This window comes from Halobacteriovorax sp. GFR8 (assembly GCF_050955245.1).
In the GTDB taxonomy this organism is placed as follows: Bacteria; Bdellovibrionota; Bacteriovoracia; order Bacteriovoracales; family Bacteriovoracaceae; genus Halobacteriovorax_A.
Genome location: NZ_JBPBLR010000002.1, coordinates 316,320 through 337,179 on the forward strand (window position 1 = coordinate 316,320; position 20,860 = coordinate 337,179).

The 20,860-nt window shown below is 36.8% G+C and carries 22 protein-coding genes; 11 read left to right on the forward strand and 11 right to left on the reverse strand.

Going from position 1 to position 20,860, the window contains the following annotated elements:
- Window positions 1-5 precede the first annotated feature (5 nt).
- Together ACRXC1_RS02065 and ACRXC1_RS02070 are read right to left on the reverse strand one after the other, a co-directional pair.
- Window positions 6-809: a tetratricopeptide repeat protein gene (locus ACRXC1_RS02065; RefSeq protein ID WP_433656118.1), complete on the reverse strand. Its 804-nt coding sequence runs from the start codon at window positions 807-809 to the stop codon at window positions 6-8.
- Between the two features lie 97 nt (window positions 810-906).
- Entirely contained in the window at window positions 907-2,055 is a 1,149-nt protein-coding gene (locus ACRXC1_RS02070; RefSeq protein WP_433656120.1) for a class I SAM-dependent RNA methyltransferase, read from the reverse strand.
- A 65-nt stretch (window positions 2,056-2,120) separates the two neighbouring features.
- Here ACRXC1_RS02070 and ACRXC1_RS02075 point away from each other — a divergent pair, with 65 nt between their 5' ends.
- The 5 genes from ACRXC1_RS02075 (at window position 2,121) to ACRXC1_RS02095 (ending at window position 8,365) form a co-directional block, all read left to right on the forward strand.
- Complete coding sequence (locus ACRXC1_RS02075; protein ID WP_433656122.1) at window positions 2,121-3,851, forward strand: TrkH family potassium uptake protein; 1,731 nt, start codon at window positions 2,121-2,123, stop codon at window positions 3,849-3,851.
- 20 nt (window positions 3,852-3,871) lie between these two features.
- Window positions 3,872-4,567 carry a potassium channel family protein gene (locus ACRXC1_RS02080; RefSeq protein ID WP_021266154.1) on the forward strand — a complete coding sequence of 232 codons (696 nt, stop codon included), beginning with the start codon at window positions 3,872-3,874 and terminating at the stop codon, window positions 4,565-4,567.
- A 30-nt stretch (window positions 4,568-4,597) separates the two neighbouring features.
- Window positions 4,598-5,830 (forward strand): HAMP domain-containing protein, encoded by a 1,233-nt coding sequence (locus tag ACRXC1_RS02085; RefSeq protein WP_392910110.1) that lies wholly within the window; start codon window positions 4,598-4,600, stop codon window positions 5,828-5,830.
- 88 nt (window positions 5,831-5,918) lie between these two features.
- The gene (lepA, locus tag ACRXC1_RS02090) at window positions 5,919-7,742 is read left to right on the forward strand and encodes a translation elongation factor 4 (protein ID WP_392910112.1); all 1,824 of its coding nucleotides are present in this window, start codon (window positions 5,919-5,921) and stop codon (window positions 7,740-7,742) included.
- Window positions 7,743-7,744: 2 nt separating this feature from the next.
- Window positions 7,745-8,365 (forward strand): hypothetical protein, encoded by a 621-nt coding sequence (locus ACRXC1_RS02095; protein ID WP_433656125.1) that lies wholly within the window; start codon window positions 7,745-7,747, stop codon window positions 8,363-8,365.
- A 6-nt stretch (window positions 8,366-8,371) separates the two neighbouring features.
- Here the strand turns inward: ACRXC1_RS02095 and ACRXC1_RS02100 are convergent, their stop codons facing one another.
- Entirely contained in the window at window positions 8,372-9,367 is a 996-nt protein-coding gene (locus ACRXC1_RS02100; RefSeq protein WP_433656127.1) for a lysylphosphatidylglycerol synthase transmembrane domain-containing protein, read from the reverse strand.
- An 80-nt stretch (window positions 9,368-9,447) separates the two neighbouring features.
- Here ACRXC1_RS02100 and ACRXC1_RS02105 point away from each other — a divergent pair, with 80 nt between their 5' ends.
- The 4 genes from ACRXC1_RS02105 (at window position 9,448) to ACRXC1_RS02120 (ending at window position 12,805) form a co-directional block, all read left to right on the forward strand.
- A complete protein-coding gene (locus tag ACRXC1_RS02105) occupies window positions 9,448-10,761 on the forward strand; it encodes a UDP-glucose dehydrogenase family protein (protein ID WP_433656129.1) in 1,314 nt (437 codons plus the stop codon).
- Window positions 10,761-11,567 (forward strand): nitrilase-related carbon-nitrogen hydrolase, encoded by an 807-nt coding sequence (locus ACRXC1_RS02110; protein ID WP_433656131.1) that lies wholly within the window; start codon window positions 10,761-10,763, stop codon window positions 11,565-11,567. The genes ACRXC1_RS02105 and ACRXC1_RS02110 overlap by 1 nt, the downstream gene beginning before the upstream one ends.
- A 96-nt stretch (window positions 11,568-11,663) precedes the next feature.
- Complete coding sequence (locus ACRXC1_RS02115; protein ID WP_392857462.1) at window positions 11,664-11,846, forward strand: hypothetical protein; 183 nt, start codon at window positions 11,664-11,666, stop codon at window positions 11,844-11,846.
- Window positions 11,847-11,917: 71 nt separating this feature from the next.
- Entirely contained in the window at window positions 11,918-12,805 is an 888-nt protein-coding gene (locus tag ACRXC1_RS02120) for an alpha/beta fold hydrolase (protein ID WP_433656133.1), read from the forward strand.
- Here the strand turns inward: ACRXC1_RS02120 and ACRXC1_RS02125 are convergent, their stop codons facing one another.
- Together ACRXC1_RS02125 and ACRXC1_RS02130 are read right to left on the reverse strand one after the other, a co-directional pair.
- Window positions 12,806-13,060 carry a NifU family protein gene (locus tag ACRXC1_RS02125; protein WP_021266260.1) on the reverse strand — a complete coding sequence of 85 codons (255 nt, stop codon included), beginning with the start codon at window positions 13,058-13,060 and terminating at the stop codon, window positions 12,806-12,808.
- Window position 13,061: 1 nt separating this feature from the next.
- Complete coding sequence (locus ACRXC1_RS02130; protein WP_433656135.1) at window positions 13,062-13,766, reverse strand: RsmE family RNA methyltransferase; 705 nt, start codon at window positions 13,764-13,766, stop codon at window positions 13,062-13,064.
- Between the two features lie 79 nt (window positions 13,767-13,845).
- Here ACRXC1_RS02130 and ACRXC1_RS02135 point away from each other — a divergent pair, with 79 nt between their 5' ends.
- Together ACRXC1_RS02135 and recO are read left to right on the forward strand one after the other, a co-directional pair.
- Window positions 13,846-14,790, forward strand: coding sequence for a DEAD/DEAH box helicase (locus ACRXC1_RS02135; RefSeq protein WP_433656137.1), 945 nt, complete (start codon window positions 13,846-13,848; stop codon window positions 14,788-14,790).
- Complete coding sequence (gene recO, locus ACRXC1_RS02140; protein WP_433656139.1) at window positions 14,778-15,575, forward strand: DNA repair protein RecO; 798 nt, start codon at window positions 14,778-14,780, stop codon at window positions 15,573-15,575. The genes ACRXC1_RS02135 and recO overlap by 13 nt, the downstream gene beginning before the upstream one ends.
- Here recO and ACRXC1_RS02145 read toward each other — a convergent pair.
- The 6 genes from ACRXC1_RS02145 to ACRXC1_RS02170 all read right to left on the reverse strand — a co-directional run bounded on the left by ACRXC1_RS02145 (window position 15,570) and on the right by ACRXC1_RS02170 (window position 20,558).
- Complete coding sequence (locus ACRXC1_RS02145) at window positions 15,570-16,457, reverse strand: hypothetical protein (RefSeq protein ID WP_433656141.1); 888 nt, start codon at window positions 16,455-16,457, stop codon at window positions 15,570-15,572. The genes recO and ACRXC1_RS02145 overlap by 6 nt on opposite strands.
- Window positions 16,439-16,870 carry a FixH family protein gene (locus tag ACRXC1_RS02150; protein ID WP_433656143.1) on the reverse strand — a complete coding sequence of 144 codons (432 nt, stop codon included), beginning with the start codon at window positions 16,868-16,870 and terminating at the stop codon, window positions 16,439-16,441. Before ACRXC1_RS02150 ends, ACRXC1_RS02145 begins: the two co-directional genes overlap by 19 nt.
- Entirely contained in the window at window positions 16,870-17,256 is a 387-nt protein-coding gene (locus ACRXC1_RS02155) for a hypothetical protein (RefSeq protein WP_433656145.1), read from the reverse strand. The genes ACRXC1_RS02150 and ACRXC1_RS02155 overlap by 1 nt, the downstream gene beginning before the upstream one ends.
- A gap of 2 nt (window positions 17,257-17,258) precedes the next feature.
- Window positions 17,259-17,780 carry a redoxin family protein gene (locus tag ACRXC1_RS02160; protein WP_433656147.1) on the reverse strand — a complete coding sequence of 174 codons (522 nt, stop codon included), beginning with the start codon at window positions 17,778-17,780 and terminating at the stop codon, window positions 17,259-17,261.
- A 64-nt stretch (window positions 17,781-17,844) separates the two neighbouring features.
- Window positions 17,845-18,105 (reverse strand): GIY-YIG nuclease family protein, encoded by a 261-nt coding sequence (locus tag ACRXC1_RS02165; protein ID WP_392910139.1) that lies wholly within the window; start codon window positions 18,103-18,105, stop codon window positions 17,845-17,847.
- Entirely contained in the window at window positions 18,105-20,558 is a 2,454-nt protein-coding gene (locus ACRXC1_RS02170) for a DUF3656 domain-containing U32 family peptidase (protein ID WP_433656150.1), read from the reverse strand. The genes ACRXC1_RS02165 and ACRXC1_RS02170 overlap by 1 nt, the downstream gene beginning before the upstream one ends.
- Window positions 20,559-20,860: the final 302 nt, after the last annotated feature.

Genomic DNA, 20,860 nt, shown 5'->3' on the forward strand with positions numbered 1-20,860 from the left:
ATTATTTATAAATTATCAGTTTCAAATTTGTTCGAATAGTATACGTTCTTCATTAGGTTATTTTTTATTACTAAACTTCTTTTCGCATAATCAGTTCTTGGAAACTGTTCGATGATCTGATTGTAAAGTGGTAGAGCCTTTTTACTTTCTCCAAGAGAGCGATAAATTTCTGCAAGTTCAAATTTAGGTGCAATCTCTTTTTTACACTCACCACTTGTTGCAATATTTAAATTTTTAATGGCATCTTTAATATTTCCATCTTTCTTATAAATCATGGCCAATTGAAAAGGTGCCGGACAATAATCTAAAGTGTAGCCTATTACTTGTTGAAGATATTTGATGGCCGCATCTTTATTTCCTCTCTTTAGTTCAATTAGAGATAGGTTATACTTTACTCGGTAGTTGTAGCGATAGATAAGATCTTTAAGAACAACTTTGTACTGCTCTTCGGCCTTATTATAGTCGCCTTCTTTAAAGTAAATCGAAGCGAGATTATTTCTGGCATCAGAGTTCTTATTATCAACCTTGATTGCTTGCTTGAAATAGAACTTAGCTTTTTCAGGTCTGTTTTTGAAATAATAAGCAAGTCCAAGATTGTTTAGCGTCTTTGTATCATTCGGCTTTAATTGATTAGCATTCTCTAAAGCCTCAAGTGCTTGAGAGTAATCCTTATCAATCATCTTTTGAGTTCCATATGTATAGAAAAGTTCTGCTTTTTTCAACTGCTCCGTTTTCTGACTTGAAGAACAAGAAGTTGTCATGATTCCAATTAATGTTGCAAATAGAAAAGTAACTGTAGTTCGTTTCATCATTTCACCAAAAACGTTAGATTAAAAAGAGAATATACTCTTTAATTGTAATGGCTTTCAGCGCCCATTACAATGTTAATCTAAGAGCTTACAATCGTTACCTATGTTTAAAGAAGATAACTGATTCAAAGTGTCGGGTACCTGGGAAGAAGTCGAACATGTGCGCTTCTTCAATGATGTAATCATCAAGAATCTTATGAGTATCTCGGGCCAGTGTTTGATTGTTACAGCTTACATACACGATATATTTTGGATTAAGTACTTTAGTAAAATCGTCAATATTTTTCAGGCCACTGCGAGGTGGATCTATAACAAGTAGATCAATATCTTTTATATTGAAGGCTTCAAGTTTACTAATGGCCGACTGATGATAAATATCGAGTTCGCTATACTCTTGATACTCCTTATTTTGTAACTTGATATATTTTGTCGGTGTTGCATCCATAACAATCGTTCGATGAGAAAGGGACTTTGTAATATTCCCATTTCCGCCAAAAAGGTCGACTGTTGTTGAGGAGTCATTTGTGACACTTTTCATTTTTTCATTAACTAGATTTAATAAAAGCTCATTCATTGGTGGATTTACTTGTAGAAATCCCTCCGCTGAGTAATAAGAGTCAAAAGTTTTTAAGATCTTTCCATCGCGCTGGAATAGCTCAATATGCCCTTTTGTCTTTTTTGCTTCACCTTGCCAATTGTCATGCAAGTTAGCTAGCTCCCGATTGATATCATCATTGGCCATTAAACAATTTTTAATTGAAGTGATTTTTGAATTAGAGTCATTAAAGAACCCAAGTGAGTTATCCTTTTTATTGTAATGAAGCTGAATACGATTTCGATAATGGTAGCGATCACTTGCTTTATGGATAATAAGTGCATCACTCAAATCAATCTTGAATTGTCGATTGAAATTATCGAGATAAGCTTTCTTCTTGAATTCAATTTCATTCTCATAGCTTGTGTGCAGGAAGTGGCAACCTCCGCATTCACTATAGTAAGGGCATTCAGAATCAGTACGTAATTGGGACTTCTTAGTTAACTCAGTTAAGCTTGCAAATTGAATGCTTTTCTTAGACTTGTAGACAAGGGCCTTTCCTTCTTCTCCAGGTAGAGTTTTTTGGATAAAGGTAATTCCATTTAATTTTGAAACGCCTTGACCAAGAGAGTCGAGGTGTTCGACTTTGAAGTCGACGGGGAAGTTTTTTGGAAACTTGATCTCTTTGTTAGGTTTCTTCTTTTTAGTCATAGGAAAATATGTCTCAATCTGCTATAAGTATCAACTTAGCTAAATTAGTAATATTATTAAATAATATGGCATCATTATTACAAAAATTGTCATTCCTGTTTGAACTTTTTTTCAACGGTAGTTTTATCCTCTTATTCACTCTCTATGATAATAAGAAGATTCCTGCCAGTTGGAATCAAAAGTTTATCGTGAATACCCTAGACTTAATGGTTTGGGTAGTACCAATTGCCATTGCTTTAACAGTTATTAAGAACATGATTGAAGCAAAGAATGGTGAAGACTTTTTCCGTCGTTATTCATTTTCGTTACTTGTCTTTATCCCAACACTTATTACTTGGGGTGACTTAAAGTTCACTTATCTATTAGCGAGCGCTCACTTACTCTCAACAATTTTATCTTTATATGACGATGGGGGAGAGACAACTAATCGGGAATATAAGAATCGATTTGATACGCTCTTTAGTAAAATAAAATTAACTTCTGCTCAGCTTGTACTCTTCACATTTGGTGGGGTTATCTTAGCTGGAACATTATTACTTATGCTTCCTCTATCTGCTGCGGATGGAGTTAGTATTAGCTTTGTGGATGCTCTCTTTACCGCAACCTCCGCAACATGTGTAACTGGCCTATCTACTCTTGGAACAAATACAAGCTTTAGTATTGTTGGCCAACTTGTTATTTTAGGATTGATTCAAATTGGTGGGCTTTCCATCATGACTTTATACTCTTCGATGGCCATCGTTCTTGGTCGATCAATGAAGATGAAAGATCGTATTATCATGCAAGATCTTCTCGATGTTTCGTCACTTGAAGAACTCTTTGCCATGATTATCAATATTGTTAAGTACACTTTCATTATTGAACTTTGGGGTGCAATCATTCTAACGATTGGCTTCACATTTGAAGGCTTTGAATTTGGTCAGGCGATGTACTACGGATTCTTCCATAGTGTTTCTGCTTTTTGTAACGCAGGTTTTGCTCTTTTTGATAACTCTCTTGAAAACTATGCAACCAATCCACTCATTCACGGAACGATTGCCATTCTGATCTCTCTTGGTGGGATTGGCTTTATTGCTCTTAAGGAATTAAAGGAAGTTGTCACAAGAGAAAAGACCATCGTTCGACTGGGAATGCACACTAAAGTTGTTCTCATTACTTCACTGGCTTTAACTGTCGGTGGAGCAATCTTTATTTTCTTTGGAGAGTTCCTAGGTGCTCTTGATGGATATAATTTATGGGAAAAAATCCAAATATCTGTCTTCCAGTCAATTACTTTAAGAACGGCCGGGTTTAATACGATCCCACTGACAAACCTCCACTCATATACGATTTATATGATGGCCATGTTTATGTTCATTGGTGGATCTCCTGGTTCGACGGCCGGTGGGGTAAAGACAACAACTCTGGCAATTTTAGTTCAATCTATTATTTCAACACTTAAAGGTGATAAGAACGTTATGATGTTTGATCGCAAGATCGCAGGCCCAGTTGTTGTTAGGGCAACGGCACTAATGTTCATCTCTATCGTTGTTTCAACATCATTTATTTTTGTCATGATGAAAATAGAGCCAAACCAAAATTTCCTGCCTCTCTTCTTTGAAGTACTGAGTGCAGGGGGGACAGTTGGGCTCACACTTGGAGTTACTCCATTTTTAACTGTCGCAGGAAAGATCGCAATTTCGATGCTAATGCTTATTGGACGTATTGGGCCTCTCACATTAATCTTAGCTATTGGTGAGAGACAGAAATACTCAGGTAAATTAGACTATCCTGACGGACGAATAATGATTGGTTAAAATTAAATAAAGGATTTTATATGCTAGTTGCTGTTATCGGGCTAGGGACATTTGGAGCAAAAACTGCGGTAGGACTTTTTGAAAAAGGTGCCGAGGTAATTGCTATTGATAAGAATGATGAGCTCGTTGATAAAATTAAAGACCGTACTACTCACGCTGTTGCCCTTGATGTAACAGATGAGAGATCTCTTCGATCAGTAAATATTTCTGACGTCGATACGGCAGTTGTGGCCATCGGGGATAATATTCAAATGTCGATTATGGCCGTAACAATGCTTAGAAAGCTTGGGGTTGGTCGTGTTATTGCCCGTGCTACCTCTAAACTTCACGAGCACGTTTTACATGAAATTGGTGCTTCTGAAATCATTAAAGTTGAAGAGGAGATGGGGGAAATCGTTGCTTCTAAGATCATCGCCCCACACGTTCTTCAGCGCTACAACTTTGCAGCTGGTTATTCAATTGTCGAATTAAAGCTTGGGAAGAAGTTTGAAGGAAAGACTCTTGTCGAGAGTAAGATTCGTCAAAACTATTCACTTAATATTGTTGCCCTTCAAAAGAAGGTTCCATATATCACTGAAGACGGTAAGTCCGCTTATCGTATGGAGATTAATGATTGTCCGATGCCGATGGATATTATCGAATCAGATGACATCGTTGTTCTTGTCGGAAGTGAGAAAAACTTTAATAAACTTTTTGCTGATCTTGAGGATGCATAAGTCTTTAATGTCGCATAAAGGGGAAGTATTTTGAATTTATCACTAAGAAATCGAGTCGCGTGGAGTTTTTCATTTGCAGCAGCAGTTGTAATCCTTCTTGCGTTCATCGTTTTTTATCATTTAAATAATCTCAATAAAGAAATTGAGTCCATCACAGATCGTTCTAATAAAGTAACTCTTATTACTGACGAAGTTAGGATTTCGGCCGTTGCGATTCTAAAGAACCAAAGAAGAATTCTAACAAAGAAACCTACTCCTGAAATGGTTGAGAGGATTCTAAATCTTTGTGAGTCATTCACATCTCAACTTCAAAGACTCGATACTCACTATGATGAGCCTGAAGTAAAAAAGATTATTGGGCAAATGCTCTCCTATACGGACTCTCTAAAAGTTATTCTAAGCAAGGCATCTTTATTTCATCGAAATAATATTGGAATGACCTCTATTGGAGAACTTGCGGATAAGATTCTTGATGCTTTCTCTGAATTTCAAGATATTCAGTATTATCAAAATGTCGAAAGAGAAGAGAAGATTAAGGGAATTATCAACGAAACAAAACGTAAGATGATGATTACTCTTATTATCGCTTTTCTATGGACAATAATTTTAGGTTTAGTTATCCCTGGAAAGATTGCGCTACCATTTAAGAAAATTAAAGATGCAATTCGCGAGCTTCAAGATTGTAACTTCGATGTTTCCATTTACTACTCCCAAGATGATGAGATTGGCGAAATTGCCCAAGAGATGAATAAGATGATTCACTCTTTTAAGAAATTCGAAGAATTACGTGCGGATAAGATCGTTGTTGAGAATAGAAAATTTGATGTACTCGCCAATATGGTTAAAAGGCCGGTTCTTTTAACAAATGCCAAGGGTGAGCTGATGTATATGAATAATCAGATTTACCAACTTCTTCAAGTTCAATCTGAGGATACAATTGGTAAGGTGATGACTGACTCAATTATTCCGCAGTGTATTATTGAGACCTATGAGCTTGCCATTAAGCGTCGTTCAAAGATTGAAAACCAGGAAATCAAAATCGCTAAGCGCGATGATTCAACTAAATCAGATAAAGAAGTTGGAGATAAGATTTCAGTAAAGGTTGATATTGAAGGTGATGAAGTTGCCGAGGAACAGGAAGAAGCCGAGGAAGTAGTTGAATATATTTATGAGGGCTACGCGTCAGTTATTCCAATTCGTGGACGCGACTCGTCACTAGATTATTACTTGATGGTAATGTCAAAAGAAGTTCAGGCATCTTAATGATTTAGGTGCCTGAAAATGCTGAAAATATAGTTATCCATTGATTTCTGTGCTATGATTCGTGGAATTTAGCGGAGTTATAGATACAATGATTGATAGGAAACTAATTCGAAATTTTTCCATTATTGCCCATATTGACCACGGAAAGTCGACACTTGCGGATCGATTAATTGAAAAAACAGGTTCAATTACAGATCGTGAGAAATCTGATCGTATTCTCGATAATATGGAACTTGAAAAAGAGCGTGGGATTACAATTAAGGCCCAAACTGTACGCTTGAATTACAAGGCCCGCGATGGACAGACTTACTACCTAAATATCATCGATACTCCGGGTCACGTTGACTTCTCATATGAAGTATCAAGATCACTTGCTTCTTGTGATGGTGCACTACTTGTTGTTGATGCTTCTCAAGGTGTAGAAGCACAGACTCTTGCCAATGTTTATATGGCCATTGAAAATGATCTTGAGATCATGCCTGTTCTGAACAAGATCGATCTTCCTCATGCGGATGCAGATCGTGTAAAGCAAGAAATTGAAGATGTTGTAGGAATTGAGGCACTAGATGCTGATGAAGTTTCTGCAAAGTCAGGTCTAGGGGTTGAAGATCTTCTAGAATCAATTATAGAAAAAATTCCTCATCCAAAAGGTGATCCTAATAAGGACCTACAGGGTCTAATTTTTGATTCGTGGTTTGACCCATATCAAGGTGTAATCTTCTTACTAAGAGTTGTTGAAGGTACAATTAGTAAGAAAGATATGATCTATCTTAAGAACTCTGATCAAGAGTATGAAGTTCTTAAGCTTGCTGTGAATACTCCTTTCTTTACTGAAGTAAAAGAGCTGGGTGCCGGTGAAGTAGGGATGGTAATTTGTGGTATTAAAAATATCCGTGACGTAAAAGTTGGGGATACGGTTATTAATGCCAAGAAGAAAGATACACCAAGTTTAGGTGGATACGAGGAAGTTAAGCCAATGGTTTTCTGCGGTATCTTCCCTGTTGAGTCTAACGACTATGAAGTTTTAAAAGATGCACTAGAAAAACTAGCTCTTAACGATTCTTCGTTTACATATGAGCCTGAAACTTCTCAAGCTCTAGGTTTTGGTTTCCGTTGTGGTTTCCTTGGCCTTCTTCACATGAATATTATTCAAGAAAGACTTGAGCGTGAATTTAGTTTAAATTTAATTTCAACAGCGCCTTCTGTATCTTATAAAGTAAAGATGAATGATGGTGAGATTGTTGAAGTTGATAACCCTTCAATGATGCCAGAGCCTGGTAAGTTTGAAGAGATTACTGAACCAATCGTTTCAATCTCAATTCACGTACCAAATGAGTATGTAGGTAAGATCATTCGTCTTTGTGAAGAGAAACGCGGTATTCAAACTGATATGAAATATATTACGGAAGAGCGTGTACAAGTAACTTACGATCTTCCACTTAGTGAAATGGTTTTTGACTTCTATGATAAGTTAAAAAGTTACACTAAGGGATATGCATCAATGGACTATGACTTCAAAGGTTACGAGCCTTCGAAACTAGTTAAGGTTGATGTTTTACTTAATAGTGAAAAAGTTGATGCCCTATCAATTATTTGTCACGTTGATAATGCTTATTATAAGGGACGCGATCTTGTTGGTCGTTTAAGAAAGATTATTGATCGTCAACAATTTGATATTGCCATCCAGGCCGCAATTGGTGCTAAAATTGTTGCTCGTGAAACTGTTAAGGCACTTCGTAAGAACGTACTCGCCAAGTGTTACGGTGGTGACGTTTCAAGGAAGAGAAAGCTTCTTGAAAAACAAAAAGAAGGTAAGAAGAGAATGAAGATGGTTGGATCTGTTGAGGTTCCACAGGAAGCATTCTTGGCCGTACTTGCTGTAGATGAAGACAGTAGTGGTGGGAAAAAATAAACATGGAAGAATTGAGAAGTATTTTAGATGATGCTGTAACGAAGTTTTCATCAAATGAATACTATGACAAATTAAGGTCAGCAAAAGAAGAGTACTTCAAGCTTGCTGGAAAATTATCTGAAGAAGATGAAGATTACGAATCTCGTATGAATGGTTTCGTCTATTGGTATATCACTCAACGTGATTTCGATGATAATGGCCCATTAATTAAGAAATTTGTTAATGAAATCTCAATTGAAGAAAATCAAAAAGATTCAATGTTAAGTATTAACCATTCTCTTTTTGAGTACCGTGGACAAAACCTTTTTAAAAAGCATGTCTTTAAAGACATTCTTCACAATACAAAATTCTATATTCCTAAGAATGAGTTTACATTACAACTTGTAAAAGATGACTTATTCATTGCCCGTACAATTAGCCATGAAGGAAAGACGATGTTACTCGATGACATTTCGGTTCTTCCATATGATGCAAGAGGCCCGCTAGTTAAGGAATCAAAGAAAGTCAGAAAACTTAATGATCGCAAAAGAGATATGCAATTTCTTTTAAAAATTGAGGCCCTAAAAACAAAGTGGCGCCAATACGGTCATATCGATCCTAAAAAGATTTTTGTTTTTAATTAAATAATTCTACTGAACTTCTTCAAGCGCTTCAGCTTCTTTAAATGTATGCTTCTTTTTCCAAAGGACGTATGGAATCACACCTAGAAGGTTCACTGAAATTGCTACTAAGAAGTAGAGGTTAAAGAATGAAGCTCCCTTATCTTGGCCTAGGGCCTTAAAGAGTTCTTCAAAAACAAGGTGACCAACTCCTGCTCCCGCAGGTGAGATAGGAATAGCTATTGAGATAAGCCCCACTGGAATAATACTAAAGAGCTGCTTGATACCGATATTTGTATGAAGGAATGAGTGGACTAAGCTCCAAAAAGCAGTAATAGCTAAAATGTGGACAATAACTGAAAGGCCAATAGACTTTAGGATAACAGCTCTGCTTTCTCCAATTTTCCAAAAAGTCTCAGTGATACTTGCGATCTTATCTCCAACAAATGGAAGGATTTTAATTAGCTCAATCACATGTATCTTAATTCTTACTGGCATAAAGAGCACAAGAACGAATCCAAGAGCACCAAGTAGCAACATAATATTAAAAGAGATAAGTGGCTTAACCTTTGGCGATAATACAGTTAACTCTGAATAAAAATAAATCGAAGATAGTCCACCTACAATCAAGAGCCCGATGAGACCAATGATGCGATCAATAAGTGCGGTACTTAAGAGAAAGGATCTCTTTAAATTCTTGTCACAATCCCTAACGTAGAGAAGCTTTAAAAAATCTCCCGTTACGATACCAGGGAGAAAGGTTGAAAAGAATTGTCCTATTAAATTGATTGGGTAGATCTTCTTAATATGAATTTTATCACTCTTGGTTTTAAGAAGTAGTGACCAACGAAATGCTGCAATAAATGAACTGCATATTAAAAGAGCAAACGAAATTAAGGCCCATGGCCCATTCTCAAGTACTTGTCCGATCAGACTAAGGTCAAGTTTATCAGATTTTGCAAGCCATGTGAGAATTGCTGCTGCAAAAATAACCTTAAGAATTGTCTGAATTGACGCTTTGTGCATATAGTTAAATTCCTTATTTAGGCTTAAAACTTAGCATAAAAGGTGCTAATCTAGTACCAATTTTTAAAAAGGATAATAGCTTGAAAATTACAGTAATTGGAACGGGATACGTTGGTTTAGTAAGCGGAACTTGTTTTGCAGAAATTGGTCACAAGGTAACTTGTGTCGACATTGATGAAAATAAGGTTGCCATGATGAGACGTGGTGAATCACCTATTTTTGAACCAGGTCTAAATGATTTATTAGAAAGAAATATTAAAGCAGAAAGATTAAATTTCTCATCAAGCCTTGAATCAGTAAAAGACTCAAAGTCAATCTTTCTAGCAGTAGGAACTCCTTCAGGTGATGATGGAAGTGCTAACCTTACTTACTTATTTCAAGCGGCCGAAGATATAGCAAAGAATATCTGTGATGATGCAATCATTGTTATTAAATCAACAGTGCCAATCGGAACTTGTGAAAAAGTAAGAGAGATTGTTGCAAAGAATACAGATAAGAAATTTCATATCGTAAATAACCCAGAGTTTTTAAAAGAAGGTTCAGCGATTGAGGACTTCATGAGACCAGATCGCGTTGTTATTGGACACAATAATGAAAAAGCCGCTCAGGCCATGGAAGAACTTTACGAGCCACTTGTTAAACAAGGAAATCCTATCTATATGATGTCGAATTTATCGGCAGAGATGACAAAGTATGCAGCTAATTGCTTTCTTGCTACAAAAATTTCTTTCATCAATGATATTGCAAGATTATGTGACACTCTCGGTGCCGATATTAATGAGGTTCGACAGGGGATATCAAGCGATAGAAGAATTGGGTCACACTTTCTATATCCAGGTCCTGGTTACGGTGGTTCTTGTTTTCCAAAAGATGTGAAGGCCTTAATTTATACAGCTAAACAAAATGGACATTCTCTTAGAGTTATTGAAGCAACTGAGGATGTAAATGATGAGCAGAAGCTCTACATGGCAACAAAAATAAAAAGACACTTCGGAGAAGACTTAAGTGGAAAAACTTTTGCGTTCTGGGGAGTAGCATTTAAAGCTAATACTGATGATGTACGTGAGTCTCCAGCAATTTATATGGCAAAAGATCTAATCGATGCCGGTGCAAAAATTCGTTTCTTTGATCCTGAAGGTGGGACAAACTTCATGAAAGCTGTAGGGGAAAAATACCACACATCTTTAGAAGAAGTTTCAAATAAGTACGATTGCTTAAGTGGTTGTGATGCAATGGTTACTGTGACTGAGTGGAGAGAGTTTTCAACTCCAGACTTTGCTGAAATCTCTACTCGTTTAAATGAAAAGGTAATCTTTGATGCGAGAAATCTATTTAAGACAGAAAAAGTTTTAGCAGAAGGTTTCACTTACTACGCGATTGGGAAGAAGATTTAATGAATGAATTGGTCGTCGCCAATATTCAAATTTCTTCATCACTTGATTACAAATCAAATCTAGAAAAAATTAAAACATACTTATCTCAGGCAAAAAGAGAGGGGGCCCAGGTGGCCTTCCTGCCTGAATGTTTTTATTCAATCTCTAATGGCCGCGAGCCAAGCCCGTACCTCGTGGAGTGGGACAATGAACACTTTGATAACATCAGACAATTGGCCGTTGATTCTGGGCTCTTCCTTATTGGGGGCTCTGTTGCTTTTAAAACTGATACAGGTATTCTTAATAAGGCCATTAACTTGGATCCTCAAGGTCATGTTATTGGTAGCTACGACAAGTGCCATCTATTTTCTTGTGACATCACAACTGTAGATGAACAAGGACAAGCAAAACGAAAAAAAATTAATGAAGCCGATATTTATACTGCTGGAAAAGATCCTTTAATTATTGATGTACTTGGCTGGAAGATCGGTATCGCAATTTGCTTTGATCTTCGTTATCCAAGCTTTCTTCAATATTACTATGACAATAAAGTTGATCTTATCACCTTTGCTTCAGCATTTACTGTACCAACAGGACAGGCCCATTGGCATACTCTATTACGAGCACGTTCAATTGAAGGCCAATGCTTTGTTGTGGCCAGTGCACAATGTGGTGAAAATAATCTAGGAATTCATACTTATGGACACTCTTTAGTTATTGATCCATGGGGAGAAGTTCTTTCTGATCAAAGAAATGATGAGGGACTGTCTCTTGTAAGGCTCAAAAAAGAGCAAATTACTGAGACACGTTCACGAGTGATCCTATAGTCTAACTCTTTAAATTTATTGGAAATTGAGTAGAATTTGGAGGTATTTCATAATTACCTGCCGATAAGTCTATATGATTAGATTTAGGAGGCAAATATGGAATTACTAGAAATTATACTCGTGACTACAGTCATGGCATTTGCCACCAGTGGAAATATTATTCTTTCAGGATTAAGTTATTGGGAGACTGAAGATAGGGTAAGAAGGTCAATTTCTCATGCCAATGAAGACTATGGTATGCGCGAGTCTGAATTAGAAGAACACACAAAAGTTGCATAATTTAATCTTAATTAAGTTCTTGTATGAATGGACTTCTCGATAAGTAGTAAAAAGCTTATCGAGGAGTCTCAATGCATTTAATTCTTATCTTGCTTTATCTCGTTCTGTTTTCTTGTAGTAGTACGACACAATCACCAACAGTTAAATACCTTCAAAAAGAAACGATCGTTAGACATAAGTATTCTTCTAATCACGTAAGAATTTTCAGTGAAAAGGCTTCGGTTGGAGAGTATCTCGTTATCTTACCTTCGCTTGGTAGAGGGGTCGAAGATTATACTGAGAAATATAAATCGACTCTGACAAATCGTTTTGTCCAGGCAGGTTATCAAGTTGTTTTAATTCAGCCGCGTGGTATCGGAAAAAGTACTGGGAAGCTAAGTGGAAAAAGTACGACTATGCTAGAGCTTGTTGATGACGTAAGAGACACTCTTGATCAGTTAGGAATGGAAGAAATTTGGCTTGTTGGCCATGCTTTTGGAAATAGACTAGCACGAAGCTTCACAACATATTACCCTAAGTATGTTAAAGGTCTGGCCCTTCTTGCTGCTGGAGGTAATTATCAAATGACTAGTGAAGCACAGAATTGTTTGAAGAATTCTTTTAATATGCGCCTACCAAAAGATAAGCGATTAGAAATGATTAGCTGTGCATTCTTTGCAAAAGGAAATGATGCTTCTATTTGGCTAAATGGGTGGTTCCCACAACTCGCGGCCGCTCAAATTCATGCGATCTCTACTATTGACGCAAATAAATACAAGATGGCAGCGGGCAAAAAGTTTTTGGTTGTCCAGGCCAGTGAGGATTTTATTGCTCCTCCTGAGTTTGCCGGTAAGGTATTAGCTAAAGAGCTTGAGGATCAGGTAACTTATAAAGAGGTCGAGCATGCCGGGCATGCTCTAACGAGTGAGCAACCAGATGAAGTTGCTGAGATCATAATAGAGTACTTTAATCAGTACTAATTACATAAATGGGTTATCACCTTTTGAGTGATCTGTTACATCGACAACTTCAACAATATCTGGAAAATTTTGTTTTACAAGTCTTGCAACACCATCAGTAAGAGTTGCTTGTGAAGCAGAGCAACCTTGGCAACCACCAGTCATCTTTACGTAGAGCTTATCATTATCGTAATCAATTAATTCGATATTTCCACCGTGGGCAGCGAGTGCTGGCCTTACTTGTTCATCAAAAAGTTTTTCAATTTTTCTAAGCATATTAATTCCTATCCATTAATTGGTTTAAGTGGCCAAGGATTGCGATTGAAGCATTTTCCACTCTCATAATTGAAGGGCCAATGCATATCTCTTTAAAACCAAGATTTTTAAATTCGTTAATCTCTTGGTTAGTCCATCCACGCTCAGGTCCAATGGCCAATTGTAATGGTCTTTCGATATCTATTTTAACATCTTTTAACTTGGTTGTGGCATAAGGTGAGAGAATAAATCTTTGAACACCTTGTGGTTGCATATCTTCGTATTGATAAGTCTTCTTAAGTTTAGGTGCCTTGTAGAAAACAGCTGACTGGCTTACGCCAAGTTCAGATAGTTCTTGAAAACGTTCGTAAACTTTAGAAGTGAGGTAGCTCTTATCACTTAGGATGGCCTTGAAGATATGAAAGCTATCTGCCCCCATTGCACTACAATGCTCGAAAACTTTCTTCATTGTAGGTGGCCTTGATGCCGCAATGATTAACTCAATAGGGTAGTGAAGTCCTGGACGAATCGTGCCAACTTCTACCTCAACAATCGCGTCGATAATATTGCTTACCTTAAGAGTCGTTAGTCCTTGCTCAAGAATTGTTCCCTTGAGTTCATCACCAATCTTTACTTTGACAACTTCACGTAAATGTCTCGATTGCTCTTGCGTGAGAACAACTTTTGAGTCGCGAATTTGATCTTTTCTTATTATGACAGAGTTCATCTTCTTTAATTTTAATGAGTTATAACTTTAATTCTTTTACCACTTCTTGCACCTCTTGGGTATGGATTTTAAAGCAACTTTGTCACAGATCGTCAATAGAGAGCACTCATTCACATTATTTATGGCCCCAATGGGCTGGGGGAAAACAAGACTTATTTGGCAATTATTAGAAGACTTTGAAAGGATTATTATCGTCTCTCCGTTGCGTTCAATTCTGGAAGATTTGAAAGAGAGGGAATGTGTTGTGGATAATATTTCTGACAAGGGAATCTTTTTAACAACTGTGGAGTCACTTTCTAAGGATGATCTTGATTTTGCTTTAAAATCCAACTCCCTTTTTGTATTAGATGAATTTCACCTCTTTTACGAATGGGGAGAGTCTTTTCGTCCGAGGTTACTTGATTTCCTTTATCAAATCTCATCTTCTAAAAATACCAAAGTGATAGGACTGAGTGCAACTATTACAGATGAGTTATATCGTGTGATCGAAAGGGATGTTGAAAATAACTTTAAACACTTTTGTTTTCTTAATATTGGAAACTTCCAAAAGAAGAATATGTATAAGAAGAAGCGGATGTTAATTCGGCCACTTCTTCTACTAAAACTTATCTTAGAACAATTACTCTTTGAAAGGGGGAGAACCATACTCTTTTGTTCATCACGAAAAGAAGTCTTCTTTTGGCACAAGTTTTTTAAAAGATTAGGCATTTCATGTGATTACTGTGTAGGAGGAGAGGTTAAAGACTTTGTGGCCAGAGAGAATCAAAATCCTGCAGATTTGATTGTTGCCACTAGTGCTTTGAGCCATGGAGTTAATCTACATGGAATTGAAAATGTTTATATTAGCTATATGCCTAGTGAGTCCACAAATTTTCAAATGATCGGTCGTGGTGGTCGTTTTGGGGAAGATTTTCAATATATTGGTGCCATAGAGAAAGGGAAGAAGTGGTGGGAAAGAATTCACTACAAGATATGTAATTATCTCTTTATAATGAGTCAGGACTTATTATTATGGTTGAATTAGAAGGTATTCTCATTAACAAGATACCATATCAAGACAAGCACTTGATTGGAAACTTACTCCTTAGAAACGGAAATAAAATTTCTGTGATGTTCTATGGTGGGCAAGGTGGAGGAAAGAAGAAAGTTTCTTCTATCTTACAAATAGGTTACCTTTTTAAAGTTGGCTTCGGTCGAGTTAAGAGCAGTTTTGAAATCTTAACGAGTAAGGATCATGTCGAAAAATGGTGCCATAAGAATATTTCTCATAATCCAATGGCCTTCTACTTACTTTGTTTCTTCTGTGAACTGTGCCAGTCATTTGCTCCACAAATTACACATAAAGACGATCTTGATCTAAGTGAGAAAAGTCATGAGGGAATTTTTCGCCTTCTTTCAAATGCCATCTTTCGCCTAGAAAGCCGAGTATTGGTTAGTGACTTTAATGCCAATCATGAGTTATTCATTTTTCTTGTTAAGGCAATGGTTGAGCTTGGGATCTTTCCACGAACAGAGACTTGTGCTGTCTCGGGAGTCGAAATTGGTGATAATGATTTTGTTTCTCTCTCAATTGAGCAAGGTGGCTTCATTCACTTTTCTCACTTAAGCCTAGAGGAGCAAAGACTAGTAAATGGACAAGAAGGTAAAATACTTAGAAGCGAAATGCTTAATGTAGCCGCCAGTAAGTATTCAGAGTATCAAGTCAGTACGCAAATTCAAAAATCTGATTTAAACCAACTTGTTAATTATATCTGTTATCACCAGCACGTTCAGCGTGAGCACTATAAGTCTTTAAGCTTACTCTTATAGGTCTTCAAATACTTTGTAAGTAAGTGAGATGACCTTCGCTAGGTTTGTATTCTTTGCTACATTTAAAATTGTCTCATCTGAATAATTTAGAACAAGTGAACTTCTCGTAAACATATATGAGTAGTTAAAGCTTGTTGAAAGATAGTACTTATTTTCACCTTCAATACCATCGATCTTAACGGCACTATCTTGCCAATACGTTAGGGAAGTTCCAATGCGCATTGTTGCGTTTGGATTATATCCAAGACCTAAAGAAGACGAATACCCAAATCCTGGCTCAACTTCTTTATTATCAATTGTTCTTTTAAAACCATAGTGTCCTTCTAGGGTTACAGAGTAGTCGTAATCGTAAATAACTTTAAAGAGAGCAAGGCCTAGAGTTGACTCATAGACTCCTCGGCTAAGTGAGTCTGATAAGAGGGGATCGTCATAACTATATATAGAGTTACCATTTGGGATTAGCTGTTTGAAAAATAGAAAGCCACGAGGCTTTAAAAGATTATAAGTGAGTTCTGGTAAAAATTCCCAAGTAAGTTGAAAGCTTGGGTCGACTACTTCAGTGGTACTAGTTTCTTTTAGCGAAGATTCTACTGTTCTTTTTTTGACTGGAATATCAATTGCTATTTGAAAATAGCTGTCAATGAGGTAGCTGCCTTTTAACGCGACAGTTTCAGTAACTTCATTCTTAGAATTAATATTATGAATCTTGCCATCAACGCCTGCTTCACTTGTTACTGCAGAGTTTGCATAGTTAATTTTTGCTTCCCATTGGTGGTCACCTAAAATAATATTTGGAATATTTGCGCCACCGCCGCAACATGAAGATGCATTAGTCGTTAGTGAAAAGAAGAATGTCAGTAGAATTAGAGTGTAAGTGGCCATGAGACAGTGTCGTATAAGTTTCCGTTATCTTTTAATTGTAAGTGAAAGTCCCAAAGACCACCCATTGTGAAATAGATGTCAGTTAGTTCATAGACTCCCGTCGCAATTCTCGTTACTGTAATTGGGTAGGATCCATGCCCCATGTCAGGCATCCAGATATAAGCCGAAAAATCTCCAGTCGGATCCTTTAGGTTATCTGCTGAATCTTTAAATGTGATCGTGATCGTTGAGCTATCGTAAAGCAGTGGCCCTTTTTCCCATTGTCGAGAAATTGTCAGGGCCTCTGTATTAAATTGTAATTCATTTGTAATATTATCACGTCCACCAACTAACTCTTTCAGGTCGCCAGAGAATGGAGATTTTCCACAACTTGTGAATAGTAAGAATAAAAGTGCCAGTGATAATAATTTCATTACTTCTTAAGCTCCACATCAATTGCAGCAAAGTCACCATTTAGTTCAAAACGAATTTGCCAGTAACCTTTCATGTGACCCATGAAGAATTTTGCATTTCCATTGATTAGTTGATCTTCATCAAATGACCAAGAAATAGCTGGTCCACCGTGTTGGTGACCGTTTGCCATTATCATCCATACATAAACTTTAAGATCTTCTGGAGATACTCTTTCTCCTGATTGTTTATCATAAACAATTGCTTCAAATGCTGAAGGCTTTCCATCAAATGGCCCGTTAGTCCACTCGATATCAACACATAGATTTTGTGTTTCAATTTGATAAGGACATGCCATTGTTGAAGCTGTGATAACTAGTACAATTAATGCTTTAAACGATTTAAACATATTTACCTCGCGATGTAGCACCCAAGTGCTTTTGATTCTTTATATGGTAGTTCTTTATTTTTTTGTAATGCTGTTAGCACATCATTTAAATAGAATTTTGAAGATAGCTCAGGACTTCTCTTATTTGTAACGGCCCCTTGGTAGATAACTTCCTCTTTTTCATTTAATATGAAGACATGAGGAGTTTTAAGAGCATTCATTTTATTTGCGTACTTTAAGTCTTGATCAATGAAGATAGGGAAATTGATTTTGAATTGGTCAAAGTATTCAAGTGCCTTTTTCTTGCTGATATGTTTATTAGAGCTAAAACCAATGAACTCAACATTGTTAAACTTCTTTGCAAGAGAGTTAATGTAGTCGAATTGTTTTTGTGAACAAGGGCAACTAGGAGAAAGAAAAATAAGAACTTTCTTTTTACTCGTTAGAGAAATTTGTTTCTCTTGATGAGTTGATAAATCGTAACGAACTTCAGTAAATGCCCCAAACGTTGCGCTTGAGATAAGGAGTACAATTAGTAATTTCATAGGTGTTATTTATAAAATCTCTAATTGAAGTACAAGAAATCAATACCCTGGTAGGTATTAATTTTTACGATTTCTTGATTAAAGTCAGCTTTTGAGGACGAGTAAGCTTCTTAATTTGAGCTTCTCGTTTGCTCGCGCTTGAGCGATTTGGGTGTTCTTCTGTAAAACGAATTTTTTTAGGTGGGTTGGCCTTAGTGAACTTCGCACCTTTTGGGTCATTCTTATGTTCTTCAAATCTTCGCTCTACATCAGTTGTAATACCAGTGTAGAGCTTTCCATTTTGTGTTTCAATAATGTAGACAAACCACTTGTCGGCCTTTGCCATTAATTCTTTCTCGCTTGATATGTATCTTCTTTCATAAGCATTCCCGTACCAATTCCGTACTTCTCTTGAGTGCCTAACATAGACTTTAACTCATTAGTGGAAATCTTTCCATTGAAGAAGTTAAGATAGCTTTCAAGCTTATTCTTTAGTTTCTCACCATGTTCGTTTAAAAGTTCGACTCTAAATTGAGAAACACCTTTAGCAATGAGTTCATCAATTAGATCTGTTGAACTCTGTGCAATAGCATTGAACATTGTATTACGACACTCTTGATCGGCCTTAATAAAGTGCATATTTCCAAATTGGTCTTTGAGTTCCACATGGTGCTTTTCACAAGGTTTCCCACAGTCTTTAAATGACGATCCTTCAGATAAGAAAGCTGCATATACACAATGTTCCATATGAAAGCTTGGCATATATTGGTGGATATTAACTTCTATTCTCCCAGCATCAGTACTTGCAAGAAGATTTTCCAACTGCTTCGCATTTAAATCATATGATGATGTTAAGGTTTCAAAACCTTTATCTAGTAAGTAATTGGCCGTTTGTGAGTTGGCGACGTTTAAAGAAAAGTCACCCCTAAGTGGAATATCACATTTAGACTTTAAGTATTGGTAAGAACCAAGATTACGACAAAGAATAAAGTCTGGTTCTAATCGAGTTAAAACATTTAAATGATGATACTCTTTTGGTTTTAAAATTCTATTCGTAGCAATACCAACTTTACACTTTGGAAGTTGCTTTAATAGCTCTAATGAGGGCTTGTAATCCTTACCAAATTCAAAATCTAATGTGATTAGAAGTCTATCGTAGTCACAACTCTTTAATACTTCAAAAGTTTCTTTTACTTGATCAATATCTCTAAGAAGAAAATTTAAAGTAATGTCTGTTTCAGAAATATCTTTCTTTGAGAGATTGTAAGGTTGAGGCAGGGGAGCTTTAACTGAGACTCTTTTGTTGTTCAATTCTTCGATAGCCTCTTGCCTCATTTTTTTTAGCGACTTTGAGTGAATAAATGGAGACTTCTCATTTGTTATTAACTCAAATTTTGAAGTAGCATAGATTGTGCGAGATAAGGCACAGGCGTCTTTTTCTACTTTTTCAAGGTCGGCAGGCTTTCTTGCTTCTTCAACTAAGTCTTCGCTTTCAATTATAACTTGGTTATTTCCATCGTTAATTTTATATGTCAGCTTTTCTCCAACATTTGCAATTAGTGTTACTTGAACTGGAATACGCTTTTGCTTATTGATATCGCTAATTAAAGACTCGCTCTCTTTTGCTACTTTTGGATCTGAGTTTAAATAGATATCCATTCCTGGGCGAACTTGTTTCCATTTAAAATCGTGGGCAAGTGAAAGGCTTACGCGTTTTCCTTTTCTTTTTACACCAAAGATTGAAGAGCCAATTTCCAGACCCTTGTTATCGTCGCAAATCGCAACCCCCATTCCATTTTCTAATTCTCGGTCAGTATCGATTTCTAAAAATGGAGGAGAAACTTTTTTTACCTTTCCAAGCTCTATTCCTCGGTGAGCACCGTAGTGACCTTTAACAAGCTGTTGATGGTCTACACCGTGAAGCCATCCTGAAAAGAGTCCACGTGAATATGTGAGTGCCATATTATCGAGCTCTTTTTGTCCGACTCTCTTTCCTTCAAGTTTTGCTTTAAATGCACTTGCAGCAGTCGAAACATAGGCCGGCCCTTTAAGACGTCCTTCAATTTTGAAAGAGTCAATTCCCATATCTTGGAGCTCATTGACTTCTTCGATTCCACAAAGATCTTGAGGAGAAACAAGGTAGCTCATCTTGCGGCCGTGTTTTGTGAGGTCTTCTTTCTTTCCATCCACAAACATTTCGTAAGAGAAGCGACAGCTTTGGGCACATTGGCCACGATTCGCGGAACGCCCTCCAATACTTTCCGAAGTAAAGCATTGACCAGAGTAGGCAACACATAAAGCTCCATGAGTGAAGACTTCAAGTTCACGTTGCGTATTTGATCTGATCTCTTTAATTTCTGGAATTGAGTTTTCGCGTCCTAGTACGAAGCGCTTGATATCAAGATCTTCTAAGAATGCGATATGATCGTGGTTAGTCACAGTCATTTGAGTCGAGCCGTGAATAACTTGCTCTGGATAAAGTTGTCTAACAATATTTGCTAGTCCGATATCTTGAATGATTAGGGCATCTGGGCCTAAGGCCACAACTTCATTTAATCTTTCAATGGCATCTGAAATTTCTTCTTCAAAAATTAGTATATTAAATGCGACGTGAACCTTAACTCCATAGAGGTGGCATATATCGATGATCTCTTTTAATTCATTGACGGAGTGGTCGTGAGTTCTACCACGAGCATTGAAGCCTGGCATACCAACATAGATGGCATCTGCACCACCGTGAATTGCCGCAAGGCACATTTGCATATTGCCCACAGGGGCGAGAATTTCTGATTTTTTCATGACCTGCTTTTAACACGATAGCAAAAGGTACGCGATACCAAATCGTGATTTCAGTAATTTATATATAGAAAATAAGCGAATTGATGACAATTCTTCGCAATTATAAAAGCTACTTATCTAATTCAAGAGTCGTTATTAGGCAGTACTTATAAACTTGTCGAATACCATCAATTTCAATAAAAATTGACGCATAAGTTAGTAATATTACAAAAAGTTGATAGGTAGCTTAATGGGAAAATAATTAGCCGTTCGGCATTTCAAAAGGTATACTTTGTGCAATTATTTACCATAGTAGGGGGCAT

Excerpts from the sequence above, each read along its gene's own strand:
- ACRXC1_RS02115 (WP_392857462.1), top strand. The coding sequence starts at position 11,664 with ATGGAATTACTAGAAATTATACTCGTGACTACAGTCATGGCATTTGCC.
- ACRXC1_RS02155 (WP_433656145.1), bottom strand. The coding sequence starts at position 17,256 with ATGTTTAAATCGTTTAAAGCATTAATTGTACTAGTTATCACAGCTTCA.
- ACRXC1_RS02165 (WP_392910139.1), bottom strand. The coding sequence starts at position 18,105 with ATGGCAAAGGCCGACAAGTGGTTTGTCTACATTATTGAAACACAAAAT.
- ACRXC1_RS02120 (WP_433656133.1), top strand. The coding sequence starts at position 11,918 with ATGCATTTAATTCTTATCTTGCTTTATCTCGTTCTGTTTTCTTGTAGT.
- lepA (WP_392910112.1), top strand. The coding sequence starts at position 5,919 with ATGATTGATAGGAAACTAATTCGAAATTTTTCCATTATTGCCCATATT.
- ACRXC1_RS02145 (WP_433656141.1), bottom strand. The coding sequence starts at position 16,457 with ATGGCCACTTACACTCTAATTCTACTGACATTCTTCTTTTCACTAACG.
- ACRXC1_RS02170 (WP_433656150.1), bottom strand. The coding sequence starts at position 20,558 with ATGAAAAAATCAGAAATTCTCGCCCCTGTGGGCAATATGCAAATGTGC.
- ACRXC1_RS02100 (WP_433656127.1), bottom strand. The coding sequence starts at position 9,367 with ATGCACAAAGCGTCAATTCAGACAATTCTTAAGGTTATTTTTGCAGCA.
- recO (WP_433656139.1), top strand. The coding sequence starts at position 14,778 with ATGGTTGAATTAGAAGGTATTCTCATTAACAAGATACCATATCAAGAC.
- ACRXC1_RS02065 (WP_433656118.1), bottom strand. The coding sequence starts at position 809 with ATGAAACGAACTACAGTTACTTTTCTATTTGCAACATTAATTGGAATC.
- ACRXC1_RS02160 (WP_433656147.1), bottom strand. The coding sequence starts at position 17,780 with ATGAAATTACTAATTGTACTCCTTATCTCAAGCGCAACGTTTGGGGCA.
- ACRXC1_RS02150 (WP_433656143.1), bottom strand. The coding sequence starts at position 16,870 with ATGAAATTATTATCACTGGCACTTTTATTCTTACTATTCACAAGTTGT.
- ACRXC1_RS02130 (WP_433656135.1), bottom strand. The coding sequence starts at position 13,766 with ATGAACTCTGTCATAATAAGAAAAGATCAAATTCGCGACTCAAAAGTT.
- ACRXC1_RS02125 (WP_021266260.1), bottom strand. The coding sequence starts at position 13,060 with ATGCTTAGAAAAATTGAAAAACTTTTTGATGAACAAGTAAGGCCAGCA.
- ACRXC1_RS02070 (WP_433656120.1), bottom strand. The coding sequence starts at position 2,055 with ATGACTAAAAAGAAGAAACCTAACAAAGAGATCAAGTTTCCAAAAAAC.
- ACRXC1_RS02075 (WP_433656122.1), top strand. The coding sequence starts at position 2,121 with ATGGCATCATTATTACAAAAATTGTCATTCCTGTTTGAACTTTTTTTC.
- ACRXC1_RS02080 (WP_021266154.1), top strand. The coding sequence starts at position 3,872 with ATGCTAGTTGCTGTTATCGGGCTAGGGACATTTGGAGCAAAAACTGCG.
- ACRXC1_RS02095 (WP_433656125.1), top strand. The coding sequence starts at position 7,745 with ATGGAAGAATTGAGAAGTATTTTAGATGATGCTGTAACGAAGTTTTCA.
- ACRXC1_RS02110 (WP_433656131.1), top strand. The coding sequence starts at position 10,761 with ATGAATGAATTGGTCGTCGCCAATATTCAAATTTCTTCATCACTTGAT.